The following is a 12,114-nucleotide window of genomic DNA, read 5'->3' as shown; positions in this document are numbered from 1 at the left end:
GATCACGCACCACCACGCCGACCACGTGGGCGGCGCCAGCTGGCTGGCCGAGCGGACCGGAGCTCCGGTCCGGGCGTTCGACCCGGCCCTGTGCCGGGACGGCGCGCCGCTCACCGACGGCGAGGTGATCACCGCCGCCGGCCTGGAGCTGACCGTGCGGCACACCCCCTGCCACACCGCCGACTCGGTGTGCTTCGAGGTCGGCGCGGACGGCTCCCCGGCGGTGCTGACCGGCGACACGGTGTTGGGCCGGGGCACGACGGTGATCTCTGACCTGGGCGACTACCTCACGTCGCTGCGCCGGCTGGCCGCCGCCGCACCGCACACCTGGGTGCTGCCCGGACACGGTCCGGACCTGCCGGACCTGGCCGGGACCGCCGCGACCTACCTGGCCCACCGCGAGGAGCGGCTGGACCAGGTACGCGCCGCGCTGCGCCGGCTCGGTCCGGACGCCACACCCCGGGCGGTGGTCGAGGTGGTCTACGCCGACGTCGACCGTTCGCTCTGGGGCCCGGCCGAGTGGTCGGTCCAGGCTCAGCTCGACTATCTACGCGGCCAGCGGTCTCACCAGGACTAGGTTTTCGGCGGGAGCATCGGCATCACGATGTAGCGCAGGTCCACCTCGCCCGGCTCAGGCGCGGTCAGCACGGTGGCCCGCATGCCCGGCTGCACGGCCAGGCGCACCGGTCCGCCGAGGAAGGGCCGCAGGGCGTCGGTCAGGTACCTGGCCTGGAACGCCTGCCCGGTGCGGCCGCCGTCCACGGTGGCCTTCACCGTCTCCTCGGCCTCGCCGGACTGCTGGTCCGCGCCGCGCAGCCGCACCTCCGCGTCGCCCACCTCCAGCAGTAGGGCGCCGCGCGGATCGGTGTAGAGGCCGACCCGGCGCACCGCACCGGCCAGCGCGTCCGCGTCCAGCTCGATGTGGGTGTCCACGGCCGAGGTGACCACCTTGGACTCGTGGATGGCGGTGCCGTCCAGCACGGCCGTGGTGACCACCGCCGACCCCCAGGCGAGGCCCAGCCGGTCGCGGTCGGCGTGCAGGGTGATCGCACCGGTGTCCGGGAGCTGCCGGGCGATCTCGACCAGCAGGCTCGCCGGGGCCAGCACGTCGAGCTCACCGGTCGGCCGCCACGGTAAGGCGGCCACCGCCATCCGGAACCGGTCGGTGGCCAGCAGCACGAGCCGGTCGCCCTCGGCGCGCAGCCGCACACCGGTGTAGAGCGGCAGCGCGTCGTCCCGGGAGGCGGTCGTGGCCACCGTGCCGAGCGCCTCGGCCAGCGGGGCGGCCGCCACCTCGCCGGCCTGCTCCGGCGCCTCGGGCACGCCGGGGTGCACGCCGGCGTCGAGCAGGGGTAACGCATACCGAGCCCCCGGCACCCGCACCGCCAGCCGGCTGCCCTCCACCACCAGGCGCACGGTCGGCTCGGTCAGCGCCCGCAGCGTCTCGGTCAGCGGCCGGGCCGGCACCAGCACCCGGCCGTCGGTGTGCACCACGGCCGCGCAGTGCGACCGGACCGCGCGCTCCCGGTCGCTCGCGGCGAGCACGACGCCGCCAGGCCCGGCGGTGATCAGCAACCCGGACAGCACCGGGTCGGTCAGCCGGCCGGGCACCAGCTTGACCGCGTCGGCGGCGCGGCGGGCCAGGTCGGCGGTGGTCACGGTGAGGTCCATGGCCGGACGCTAACCCGTCGCACCGACAAACCGGTGCCACGCATAACGCTGCCCGCCAAGCGTTCACCCGTCAGGTGTTCCGTAGGTGGATCATTCCCGCATAGGTTGGCCGGCATGTGCGAGCAACCCTGCGAGGACCGGCTGCCCCGCCGGACCGTGCTGGCCGGCTCGGGGGCGCTGGCCGTGGCCGGAGCGCTGCTGCCCGGCGTCGTCTTCGCCGAGCCGGCCGGCGCCGAGCCGACCGGTGAGCAGACCAGGACCGTCACCGGCACGCTGCCGCCCGGCGTGCCCGACTGGCACTACCTCCCGGTGGACGTGCCGCGCGGGGTGCGCGAGATCGAGGTGGTCTACAGCTACGACCGGCCCCAGGTGCCGCCCGGCACCCGAGGCAACGCCCTGGACATCGGCATGTTCTCGCCGGCCGGCATCCAGTTGGGCAACGAACGCGGGTTCCGCGGCTGGTCGGGCGGGGCGCGGGACCGATTCACGATCAGCGCGGGCGCGGCCACCCCGGGATACCTGCCCGGTCCGATCGAGCCCGGCCGCTGGCATGTGATCCTCGGGCCGTACACGGTGGCCCCGCAGGGCCTGACCTACCGGGTGGACATCACGCTGCGGTTCGGTCGCCCGGATCCGGCGTTCACCCCCCGACCGGCGCCGGCCAGCGCGCCGGCCCGCAACCGGGGCCGGGCCTGGTACCGCGGCGACGGCCACCTGCACACGGTGCATTCGGACGGCCGGCGTACCCCGGCCGAACTGGTCGCCGCGGCTCGGGCCGCCGAACTGGACTTCATCGTCTCCACCGAGCACAACACCTCGAGCGCGGCCCTGCAGTGGGGTGCGCACGCCGTCGACGACCTGCTCATCGTCGACGGGGAGGAGGTGACCACCCGGACCGGACACTGGCCGGCGTGGAACCTCCCGGCCGGCAAGTGGATCGACTGGCGGTACCGGGCCACCGACCGGCGGGAGTTCCGCCGGTTCGCCGAGGAGGTGCACCGGGCCGGCGGCCTGGTCGTGGCCGCGCACCCGTTCACCCCGTGCTTCGGCTGCTCCTGGGGCTTCGGCTACCAGCATGCCGACCTGGTCGAAGTGTGGAACGGGCCGTGGACCCTGGACGACGAGGCCTCCGTGATCAGCTGGGACGGCCTGCTGCGCGGCGGCACGTTCCGGCCCGCCGTCGGCAACAGCGACGCGCACAACCTGGACCACGTGGTCGGCCTGCCGCAGAACGTGGTGCTCGCCGACGAGCTCACGCCGCGCCGGCTGATGGACGGGTTCAAGGCCGGCCGGAACTGGATCGCCGAGTCGGCGCAGGTGCGGCTGGAGCTCACGGCCGCCGCCGGGTCGCGCCGGGCCGGAATCGGTGAGCGGCTGCGCACGGACGACGCCGGCCTCGCGGTGACCATCGAGCTGACCGTGGCGGGCGTGCCCGGCACGGCGGTCCGGCTGCTGGACCAGAACGGTCCGCAGTGGATCCAGCCGGTGGACGCGGGCGGCGCCGCGACGGTCCGCTGGACCACCCAGGCCCGCTACTCGACGTGGGTGCGGGCCGAGGTGCGCCGCCCGGTGCCGACCGCGACCACCCCGGACACGATGGTGGCGCTCACCAACCCGATCTTCCTGGATACTCCCTAGGCGGCCGCCGGGAGGAGGTCTTCCTGAGCCGGCTGCTGGACAGCGGCCGCGGGGGCCACGGTGTGCCGGCGGGCCCAGACCAGTCCGGCGATCACCAGGCCGGCCAGGCTGGAGGCGAGGAACGCCGCGCCGGTTCCGGCCTGCTCGACCAGGGCGCCGCTGGTGGACTGGCCGATGGCGAGGCCGAAGGTGACCGAGGTGATCACCCAGCCGAACGCCTCGGTGACCGTGCCGCGCGGCGCGACCTGTTCGAGGGCGGCGGAGTGCGCGGTGGCCTGCGGGGTGATCAGCAGGCCGGTCACCAGCAGCAGCAGGGCCAGGCCGAGCAGCCCGGACGGGATCGCCAGCGGGGCGATGAGCAGCGCGAACCCGGCCAGCAGGACCGGCATGCGCAGGCCGAGCGGACGCGGCCACGGCCGGGCGGCGTAGAGGATGCCGAAGATCACCGAACTGACCGAACACAGCGCCAGCATCAGCCCGCCGTACGGGGCGTGCCCGGCGTGGGTCGCCGCCGCCGGAACCGCCACCTCGATGAACCCGATGGTCAGCCCGAAGCCGAAGGCGGCGAGCGCGACGGTCCGCATGCCCGGGCTGCTCAACGCGCCGAGCAGCCCGACGTGGGACTCGGTCGGGTCGCCCCCGCGCTGCTGGCGAACGGCGGGGGAGAGCGCGAAACCCACACCGCCGAGCAGCATGGCCACGCTGCCGGCGACCACGCCGGTGCCCGGCCAGGGCGCGACGATCAGCAGGCCGGCGATGGCGGGCCCGAGGATGAAGAACACCTCCATGCTGATCGCCTCGTAGGTGTAGGCGGCCATGCGGGCCGACCCGGGTGGCAGCAGCCGGGTCCACAGCGCCCGGGAGGCGGAGCCGACGGTGGGCTGGGTCATGCCGATGGCGACCGCCAGCCCGACCATGACCAAAGTCGACGCGTGCCGCTCGATCGCCAGAACGCCCGCGACCACCGCGACGCCGAACAGGGCGCTGGTGGCGATCAGCGGCCGGGTCGGTCCGAGCCGGTCCATCACCCGGCCCTGCACGACCGACCCGACGGCCACGCCGGTGAGCACCCCGGCGGACACCAGTCCGGCGGTCGCGAACGAGCCGGTCATGCGCTGGACGTAGAGCAGAAGCGACAGCCCGACCATGGCGACCGGCAGCCGGGCGAGCAGCGCGGTGATCACCGGCATGCGGGCGCCGGGCGTGCTCAGGGCGGTGCGGTAGTCGGCCAGGCGAGCAGAGTGGGACATGTGTACCAGTAAACCAAGCTTTGGTACGTTCGTACCACTTATATTGCGGTGAGCCCGCCCTCACCCATAAGGGTGATCTCGTTTGGCCCGACAGGACGAGGGGTACGCCTCTCATCCGGACAAAGGTCTCGGTTCGGCAACGCTGTCGGAAAACCTGAGGAAACGGCACAACGCCTGCCACCCCTCGCGTGTCCCAAGAAGTGAAAAGGGATTGAGCAGGTGGGAGGGGATTGTGCGATGGTGACGATGACCGAGAAGGCGGATCGGCGCGAGGTGAGCGCCGTGGTGGCAGCCGCGGCGACACTTGTTCCCTTGCTGATCGTGGTTGCGGTGATCTTCTTCCTCGGGTAACGGATCAGCCTGTCGAAGCGTTTAACGAGACACGAACGCTCCCTCCGGCACTTGGGTCGGGGCCTAAGCCGGAGGGCGGGGAAGCGTGGGTGATCGGGGATGACCCACGCAGCGTTAGGGACCGGTGCGCCGCGTCGGGGGCGGCGCCCGGTCCCTAACATTCTGTCGGGGTAGCTATCGGGCGCGCCGGGCGAGCCGCTCCGGATCCATGATCAGCACGCTCTTGCCCTCCAGCCGCAGCCAGCCGCGGTGCGCGAAGTCGGCCAGCGCCTTGTTCACCGTCTCCCGGGAGGCGCCGACGTACTGGGCGATCTCCTCCTGGGTGAGATCGTGCGTCACCCGGAGCAGCCCGGCCTCCTGGCTGCCGAACCGCTGCGCGAGTTGCAGCAGCGCCTTCGCCACCCGGCCCGGCACATCGGTGAAGATCAGGTCGGCGAGCATCCCGTTGGTTCGGCGCAGCCGCCGGGCGACCACCCGGAGCAGTTGCTCGGCGATCTCCGGCCGGGTCGCGATCCACTGGCGCAGCGCCGGCCGGTCCATCGTGACCGCGCGGACCTCGGTCACCGTGGTGGCCGTGGACGTCCGCGGACCCGGGTCGAAGATCGACAGCTCGCCGAACATGTCCGACGGGCCGAGGATGCCCAGCAGGTTCTCCCGGCCGTCCGGCGACTTGCGGCCGATCTTCACCTTGCCGGCCAGGATGATGTACAGCCGGTCTCCCGGCTCACCCTCGGCGAAGATCACGTGTCCGCGTGGAAACTCCACGGATTCCAGCGTGGAAGCGAGCGCTTCGGCAGCGGCCGGTTCCACCCCCTGGAAGATGCCCGCCCTGGCCAGGGTCTCTTCCACTCATGCCTCCCGATTCACCCGCGGCGCCGAACGCGAGAGAAAGCGAGTCGCCGCTGATCACTGCGTGCAGTGTAGGACCTGTGCCGACGGTCACGTCTCGTGGACTCGCTGGTAGGCACCGACCGGGTCGCTAGACCTTGACCCGGCGCCCCCGCAGCCGCGCGGCGCGGCCACCCAGCCGGCGCAGCCGGAACAGTTCGAGCGCCCGGCCGATGCCCGTGCTGTAGAGCGCGCGCACCTCGTCGGGGCGTGCCTGCTCGAGGAACTCCTCGACCTCGTCCTCCTGGACGGCGACGTGCCGCAGCCGCGCCTCGACCCGCTCCATGAACAGGGCGAAGAACATCACGACCAGGGGCACGGCGAACACGAACCATACGGTCATCGATCGTCGATCCTCGCTCATCCGGGGCTCGGCCATTGTGGACGCTCGGGTCCACGCCGGCACAGGTGACGTCACTCGTTAGACGTCGCGGGCACGTATGGGGTTGTGTCGTGGCCCGTAGGCTAGCGGTGTGCCACCTGCCATTCGACGGCCACCCCACCGAGGTACCACGACGGCGTCGGCGTCAAACGGCGCCGAGCCCCCGGACCAGGGACTGGTCCGCCGCGCCCGGCGGATGACCCGGGCGCTCGCCGAGGCGTACCCGGACGCACACTGTGAGCTCGACTTCACCAACCCGCTCGAGCTGGCCGTGGCCACGATCCTGTCCGCCCAGTCGACCGACGTGCGGGTCAACCTGACCACCCCGGCGGTGTTCGCCAGGTACCGCACCGCGGCGGACTACGCCGGCGCCGACCGCAGCACGCTGGAAGAGCTGATCAAGCCCACCGGCTTCTACCGGAACAAGACCACGTCGCTGATCGGCCTGGGCGCCGCGCTGGTCGAGCGGTACGGCGGCGAGGTGCCGAACAAGCTCGACGACCTGGTCACCCTGCCCGGGATCGGCCGCAAGACCGCCAACGTCATCCTGGGTAACGCCTTCGGCGTGCCCGGGATCACGGTGGACACCCATTTCGGCCGGCTGACCAGGCGGTGGCAGTGGACGGCCGAAGAGGATCCGGTCAAAGTGGAGCATGAGATCGGCCGGCTGGTCCCGCGCAAGGACTGGACCATGCTGTCCCACTGGGTGATCTTCCACGGCCGCCGGGTGTGCCATGCCCGCAAGCCCGCCTGCGGCGCCTGCCTGCTGTTCCGCGACTGCCCGTCCTACGGCACCGGGCCGACCGACCCCGAGGCGGCGGCCAAGCTGGTCAAGGGGGTCGAGGCGGAGGGCCTGATCGACCTGGCCGAGCGCACCCGCGGCGGCTACCGGCCCGGCCTGGCGAAGAGCGCGGGATGAACAACCGGGCGCGGTGGGGCGTCGCCGGGCTGATCGTGGCCGTCGCGGTGGTGGTCGCGGCGTGGCCCCGGTCCCACGACGACCCCTCGGGCCCGGCCGCGACCACGTCCGCCGCCCCGGCGTCCGCCCCCGACCTGGCCGGGGCCCGGACCGCCGCCGGGCTCGCGCCGTGCGCCGCACCGGCCGGCCCGGTGCCCGCCGGGCTCGCCGAGCTTGCCGCGGTGACAGCGGAATGCCTGGCCGACGGCGCGCCGGCCAACCTCGCCGCCCAGTTCGCCGGTCGGGCGGTGCTGCTCAACGTCTGGGCGACCTGGTGCCAGCCGTGCGCCGAGGAGCTACCGGTGCTGGCCGAGTACGCCGCCGCTCCGGGCGCGGTGCCGGTGGTCGGCCTCGCGGTGCGCAGCGACCCGGCCGGCGCCCTCAAGCTGGTGACCCGGCTCGGGGTGCGGTTCACCAACCTGATCGACTCCGGCGACGCCGGGTGGCGGGCGCTGGGGGTGCCGAACGCGCTGCCCGCCTCCTACCTGATCGGACCGGACGGCACGGTCCGGTTCGTGTCCGACCCTCGGCTGTTCCGCTCGGCTGACCAGGTACGACAGACTGTCGCCCACTATCTGCCATCCGAACGAAACGGCAGCCCATGACGCCACCCGAACACGGACCGCTGGTCGATCCGGCCGACGTTCCGGTGTGGCTGCGCGGGCTGGTCGCGGCGACCGCGAACCTGGACACCACGCTGTTCCGCCGGCTGGCGCCACCGGCCGGTGCGGACACGCGGGACGCCGCGGTGCTGATCCTGTTCGGTGAGCAGGACACGCACGGGCCCGACGTCCTGCTGCAACTGCGCGCGGACGGCACCAGCGCGCACTCCGGCCAGGTGGCCTTCCCGGGCGGAGCGGCCGAGCCGGGTGACGACGGCCCGGTGGCCACGGCGTTGCGGGAGGCGGTCGAGGAGACCGGGGTCGACCCGTCCGGGGTGCGGCCGGTCGCGGTGCTGCCCACCCTGCACATCCCGGTGTCGGGCTTCCACGTGACGCCGGTGCTCGCGCACTGGCTGCGGCCGAGCCGGGTGTGGGCGGTGGACCCGGCCGAGTCCGCGGCGGTGGCCCTGGTGCCGGTCGCGGTGCTGGCCGACCCCGCGAACCGGCTGCGGGTGCGGCATCCGTCCGGGTTCGTCGGCCCGGCCTTCAAGGTGCCCGGCATGCTGGTGTGGGGGTTCACCGCCGGGGTGCTGGCGATGCTGCTGGAAGCCGGCGGGTGGGACCGGCCCTGGGATACCGACAGCGTCACCGATCTGGCTGTGGCGTGGCGCGCGGTGGGGGTACGGGGATGACAGGCAGGGAGCTTGCGAGCGAACCATGGGGCGCTCACCGGCGCGGAGGGTGCGAGGCGGGGGCATGAACTGGGTGGATCTGGTCGTCATCGGGCTGGCGGTGCTCGCCGCGGTGTCCGGGGCGCGGCAGGGCGTGATCATCGCGCTGCCGGCGTTCATCGGCGTGCTGATCGGCGGGATCGCGGGAGTGCTGGTCGCCCCGCTGGTGGTCGAGCAGGTCGACTCGACGCCGACCCGGGTGGGCTTCGCGTTCGCCATCTTCGTGCTGTTCATCGCGCTCGGCGAGACCATCGGGGTGTGGATCGGCCGGAGCATCCGGCAGCGGATCAAGTCACCCAAACTGTCCGGTGTGGACAGTGCGCTGGGCGCGGTGGTGCAGGGCCTCGTGGTGTTCGTGGTGTGCTGGCTGATCGGCTCGGCCCTGGCCACCGTGGGCAACCTGCCCAACCTCGCCTCGGCGATCAACCGCTCGGTGGTGCTCGGCGGGGTCGACGACGTGATGCCGTCGGCGGCCAGGAACCTGCCCGCCGCGCTGCGCAAGATCCTCGACGACACCGGGTTCCCGGCGGTGGTCGATCCGTTCAACCGGGCGCCGGCCAAGGAGGTCGCGCCGCCGGACCCGGCGCTGCAGGCCAGTGCGGTCGTGCAGCGGGTGCGGCCGAGCGTGCTGAAGATCCGCGCCAAGGCGCCGTCCTGTGAGCGGGCGCTGGAGGGCAGCGGGTTCGTGATCGCGCCGCAGCGGGTGCTCACCAACGCGCACGTGCTGGCCGGCGCCAACGAGGTCACCGTGGAGGTGGGCGACCGGGAGTTGAAGGCCCGGGTGGTGCACTACGACCCGGAGACCGACGTCGCGGTGCTGGCCGTGCCCGGGCTGAACGCGCCCGCGTTGCCGTTCGCCAGCGCCGATGCCGGGTCGGGACAGGACAGCATCGTGCTCGGCTACCCGCTGGACGGGCCGTACACCGCGTCGCCGTCCCGGGTCCGGGACCGGATCTCGTTGAACGGGCCGGACATCTACGGTTCGCGCACGGTGAACCGGGACGTGTTCACGCTGCGCGCGGTGGTCAAGAGCGGCAACTCGGGCGGGCCGCTGGTGGACACCCAGGGCCGGGTGATCGGCGTGGTGTTCGGTGCGGCGGTGGACAACTCCGACACCGGGTTCGCGCTCACCGCCGACGAGGTGCGCGACGAGGTGGCGAACGCTCCGGGCATGACCGCCCAGGTGAGCACCGGCCGCTGCGCGGACTAGCGCAGGACTGGTTCCTCTTACCCAGCCGTGAGGAAACCCTTCAGCAGTTGGTTCACCGCGTCCGGCTTCTCCTGGTGCGGGTAGTGCCCGCTGTCCGGTAGCGAGGCCCACTGGTGGCGTCCGGCGATCCAGCCGGTCGAGGCGGTCATGGTCCGCGCGAGCACGGCCGGGTCGAGCGCGCCGTGCAGGAGCAGCACCGGAAGGCGCACCCGGCGACTCATCGCCTCGGCGAACCGCCGGCCCTCGGTGCGCACCTGGGACCGCACCGCCCACCGGTAGTACTCCATGGCGCTGTGCGCGACGCCGGTGACCAGCGCCGCGTCCCGGAAGTTCCGCACCGCGGCGGCGAACTCCGGCTGATAGGTCCACTGTGGACCGGCCAGGCGGCGCATCCGGGCCTCGATCAGCGCCGCGTCGTCGCGGGTGAGCCGGCGCTCCGGCGCGATCGGCAACTGGGCGGTGAACAGCTCGCCGAAGGCCCGCGCCTGGTTGGCCCTGCGGCCGCGCAGCATCGTGCGGCGGATCTCCCGGCGCAGCGCCAGCGGATGCGGGGCGGACAGCGCGCTGACCGACCGCACCAGCCGGGGATGCAGGCCGGCCACGGTCCAGCCGAGCAGTCCGCCCCAGCCATGGCCGACCAGGTGGGCCCGGCGCTCGCCGAGCGCCTTGATCAGCCCGGCGATGTCCCCGGAGAGCGTCCAGCCGTCGTAGCCGCGCGGCGGTTTGTCCGAGTCGCCGTAGCCGCGCAGATCCACCGCCACCGCACGGAAACCGGCGTCACCGAGTGCGGTCAGCTGGTGACGCCAGGACCACCAGAACTCGCCGAACCCGTGCAGCATCAGCACCAGCGGTCCCTCGCCGGTCTCCGCCACGTGCAGCCGGATGCCATTGGCGTAGATGTCCCGGTGTGCCCACGGTCCATCGATCCGCACGGTCGACGGGTCCGGGGAGCGCACGGCGGTGCTCAGGGCGGCCCGATCAGGTGGACCGGGGCGCTGGACGGTTCGGGTCGGCGGGGCGCAGTTCGGTGCCCGGCTCGTCGTCCTCGCCGGCGAAGTGCGCCAGCGTGTTCGCGGTGTCGCGCAACGCGTTGATGGTGCGCTCCGGCGCCTTGATCTTCTTCATCCGCCGGTAGCCCAGCAGCGCCATCAGCCCGGAGACCAGCAGCATCTCCACCCAGACGATGATCGAGGCGGCCCATCGCGGCAGCCAGATGTCCAGCACGTCGACCTCCATGAAGAAGAGGAAGAACGTGCTGTAGACGAAGATCGCCAGGGCGACGATGAAGAACACGCTGCCGACCAGCGCCTTCTTGATCTCGTTGGCCAGTTCGGCCTTGGCCAGCTCGATCTCTGCCCGGAGCAGGGTGGACAGGTGGGTGGTCGCGTCCTTGACGAGGTTGCCGATGGACTGGTTGGCCGGGTCGAAGGCACGTTCGTCGGTCAGCGGGATGGACGGGATCCGCGGCAGCCCGTCGCCGTTTGTCTTGTCGCGCGCGCTGGTCACGTGCGCCATCGTGCCATGCGCCGATCACCCGGGCTGGCCGGGAGTCAGCACCGCCTCGGTGCTGATCTCCCAGAGCCGGCGGGCGACGTCCGGGTCGTGGGTCAGCGGGCTGGTCCGGACCGGACGGCACTTGGCGAAGCAGCGCCCGCTGGTCTCCGCCACCTCCGGCGCGGTCGCCAGGTACACCGAGGTCGCCGCGCCTTTGTCGGGGCTGGTCTGGACCGGTCGGGTGAGCTTGATCAGCATGCCGATCCCGCCGGTCAGATGCCGGCCGAGGTTGGTGCGGACGAACCCCGGATCGGCGCAGTTGGACGTGACCCCGGTGCCCTCGGTGCGCCGGGCGAGCTCGTAGCCGAACAGGATGTTGCACGTCTTGGACAGCGGGTAGGTGGTGGCGGCGGGCAGGTCGTTCCACGGGATGGCGCGGACCTGGCGGTGCGAGCTGGAGCCGACCGTGATCACCCGGGCCGGGGCGCTGCGGGTCAGCAGCGGCAGCAGCCGGGTGGTGAGCAGGAACGGTGCCAGGTGGTTGGTTCTGAACATCAACTCACCGCGTTGAACCCCGGCGTCCTGGCGGCGTTGTTGATCCTGTCCCGGCACGTTCTCGCTGGAGCCGTGCTGCGCACCCGGAAACCAGGCCACCGCGGCGTTGTTGATCAGCACGTCCAGTCGGTCGTGCTCGCCGTCGATCCGGTCGGCCAGCGCCCGGACCGCGTCGAGGTCGCCCAGGTCGGCGGTGTAGAGCGAGAGCCGGGCGTCGGGCACGCGGCGTTCGATGTCGGCCTTGGCCGCCTGCCCGCGGGCGGTGTCCCGGGCGACCATGAGCACCGTGGCGCCCCGTTCGGCGAGCCCGGTCGCGGTGGCCTTGCCGATCCCGCTGGTCGAACCGGTGATCAGAACGGTAGGGTTAGTCATGGATTATGATAG

The 12,114-nt window shown here is 72.6% G+C and carries 13 protein-coding genes; 6 read left to right on the top strand and 7 right to left on the bottom strand.

Translation table 11 applies throughout. The annotated features are described in order from the left end of the window. Nucleotides 1-577 (top strand): MBL fold metallo-hydrolase (locus VFO68_RS31160; protein ID WP_325161998.1); only part of this gene is annotated, 577 nt, incomplete at its 5' end. On the opposite strand, the gene dnaN is transcribed toward VFO68_RS31160, so the two are convergent. After that, complete coding sequence (dnaN, locus tag VFO68_RS31155) at nt 574-1,671, bottom strand: DNA polymerase III subunit beta (RefSeq protein ID WP_325161997.1); 1,098 nt, start codon at nt 1,669-1,671, stop codon at nt 574-576. The genes VFO68_RS31160 and dnaN overlap by 4 nt on opposite strands. A gap of 114 nt (nt 1,672-1,785) precedes the next feature. On the opposite strand from dnaN, the gene VFO68_RS31150 reads away from it, so the two are divergent. After that, the gene (locus VFO68_RS31150; RefSeq protein WP_325161996.1) at nt 1,786-3,309 is read left to right on the top strand and encodes a CehA/McbA family metallohydrolase; all 1,524 of its coding nucleotides are present in this window, start codon (nt 1,786-1,788) and stop codon (nt 3,307-3,309) included. Here VFO68_RS31150 and VFO68_RS31145 read toward each other — a convergent pair. From VFO68_RS31145 to VFO68_RS31135, 3 genes are all read right to left on the bottom strand, one after another. Beyond that, entirely contained in the window at nt 3,306-4,559 is a 1,254-nt protein-coding gene (locus VFO68_RS31145) for an MFS transporter (protein WP_325161995.1), read from the bottom strand. The two genes, VFO68_RS31150 and VFO68_RS31145, sit on opposite strands and share 4 nt — an antisense overlap. A gap of 525 nt (nt 4,560-5,084) precedes the next feature. Next, a complete protein-coding gene (locus tag VFO68_RS31140; protein ID WP_325161994.1) occupies nt 5,085-5,759 on the bottom strand; it encodes a Crp/Fnr family transcriptional regulator in 675 nt (224 codons plus the stop codon). Between the two features lie 130 nt (nt 5,760-5,889). After that, complete coding sequence (locus VFO68_RS31135; protein WP_325161993.1) at nt 5,890-6,141, bottom strand: hypothetical protein; 252 nt, start codon at nt 6,139-6,141, stop codon at nt 5,890-5,892. Nucleotides 6,142-6,376: 235 nt separating this feature from the next. Here VFO68_RS31135 and nth point away from each other — a divergent pair, with 235 nt between their 5' ends. The 4 genes from nth (at nt 6,377) to VFO68_RS31115 (ending at nt 9,681) form a co-directional block, all read left to right on the top strand. Further along, nucleotides 6,377-7,099, top strand: a complete 723-nt coding sequence (nth, locus tag VFO68_RS31130; protein ID WP_325161992.1) for an endonuclease III — start codon at nt 6,377-6,379, stop codon at nt 7,097-7,099. After that, complete coding sequence (locus VFO68_RS31125) at nt 7,096-7,743, top strand: TlpA disulfide reductase family protein (protein ID WP_325161991.1); 648 nt, start codon at nt 7,096-7,098, stop codon at nt 7,741-7,743. Before nth ends, VFO68_RS31125 begins: the two co-directional genes overlap by 4 nt. Further along, complete coding sequence (locus VFO68_RS31120; RefSeq protein WP_325161990.1) at nt 7,740-8,432, top strand: CoA pyrophosphatase; 693 nt, start codon at nt 7,740-7,742, stop codon at nt 8,430-8,432. The genes VFO68_RS31125 and VFO68_RS31120 overlap by 4 nt, the downstream gene beginning before the upstream one ends. 64 nt (nt 8,433-8,496) lie before the next feature. Continuing rightward, on the top strand, nt 8,497-9,681 hold the full coding sequence (locus VFO68_RS31115; protein WP_325161989.1) for a MarP family serine protease: 1,185 nt from the start codon (nt 8,497-8,499) through the stop codon (nt 9,679-9,681). Between the two features lie 17 nt (nt 9,682-9,698). On the opposite strand, the gene VFO68_RS31110 is transcribed toward VFO68_RS31115, so the two are convergent. Genes VFO68_RS31110 through VFO68_RS31100 form a run of 3 tightly spaced genes read right to left on the bottom strand, consistent with a single transcriptional unit; the run spans nt 9,699 to nt 12,102 of the window. Then, nucleotides 9,699-10,637, bottom strand: coding sequence for an alpha/beta hydrolase (locus VFO68_RS31110; RefSeq protein WP_325161988.1), 939 nt, complete (start codon nt 10,635-10,637; stop codon nt 9,699-9,701). Between the two features lie 22 nt (nt 10,638-10,659). Continuing rightward, nucleotides 10,660-11,196: a phage holin family protein gene (locus tag VFO68_RS31105; RefSeq protein WP_325161987.1), complete on the bottom strand. Its 537-nt coding sequence runs from the start codon at nt 11,194-11,196 to the stop codon at nt 10,660-10,662. Nucleotides 11,197-11,211: 15 nt separating this feature from the next. Continuing rightward, nucleotides 11,212-12,102 carry an SDR family NAD(P)-dependent oxidoreductase gene (locus tag VFO68_RS31100; protein ID WP_325161986.1) on the bottom strand — a complete coding sequence of 297 codons (891 nt, stop codon included), beginning with the start codon at nt 12,100-12,102 and terminating at the stop codon, nt 11,212-11,214. Nucleotides 12,103-12,114: the final 12 nt, after the last annotated feature.

The sequence above is a fragment of the Actinophytocola sp. genome (genome assembly GCF_035712165.1).
Taxonomy (GTDB): Bacteria; Actinomycetota; Actinomycetes; order Mycobacteriales; family Pseudonocardiaceae; genus DASYTH01.
Note: the sequence above shows the minus strand (reverse complement) of the source record. Positions and strands in the feature narration are given on the sequence as shown.

What these genes read in the sequence shown, in the direction of transcription:
- dnaN (WP_325161997.1), bottom strand. Translation starts at nt 1,671, where the DNA reads ATGGACCTCACCGTGACCACCGCCGACCTGGCCCGCCGCGCCGCCGAC.
- VFO68_RS31150 (WP_325161996.1), top strand. Translation starts at nt 1,786, where the DNA reads ATGTGCGAGCAACCCTGCGAGGACCGGCTGCCCCGCCGGACCGTGCTG.
- VFO68_RS31145 (WP_325161995.1), bottom strand. Translation starts at nt 4,559, where the DNA reads ATGTCCCACTCTGCTCGCCTGGCCGACTACCGCACCGCCCTGAGCACG.
- VFO68_RS31135 (WP_325161993.1), bottom strand. Translation starts at nt 6,141, where the DNA reads ATGACCGTATGGTTCGTGTTCGCCGTGCCCCTGGTCGTGATGTTCTTC.
- nth (WP_325161992.1), top strand. Translation starts at nt 6,377, where the DNA reads ATGACCCGGGCGCTCGCCGAGGCGTACCCGGACGCACACTGTGAGCTC.
- VFO68_RS31125 (WP_325161991.1), top strand. Translation starts at nt 7,096, where the DNA reads ATGAACAACCGGGCGCGGTGGGGCGTCGCCGGGCTGATCGTGGCCGTC.
- VFO68_RS31120 (WP_325161990.1), top strand. Translation starts at nt 7,740, where the DNA reads ATGACGCCACCCGAACACGGACCGCTGGTCGATCCGGCCGACGTTCCG.
- VFO68_RS31115 (WP_325161989.1), top strand. Translation starts at nt 8,497, where the DNA reads ATGAACTGGGTGGATCTGGTCGTCATCGGGCTGGCGGTGCTCGCCGCG.
- VFO68_RS31105 (WP_325161987.1), bottom strand. Translation starts at nt 11,196, where the DNA reads ATGGCGCACGTGACCAGCGCGCGCGACAAGACAAACGGCGACGGGCTG.
- VFO68_RS31100 (WP_325161986.1), bottom strand. Translation starts at nt 12,102, where the DNA reads ATGACTAACCCTACCGTTCTGATCACCGGTTCGACCAGCGGGATCGGC.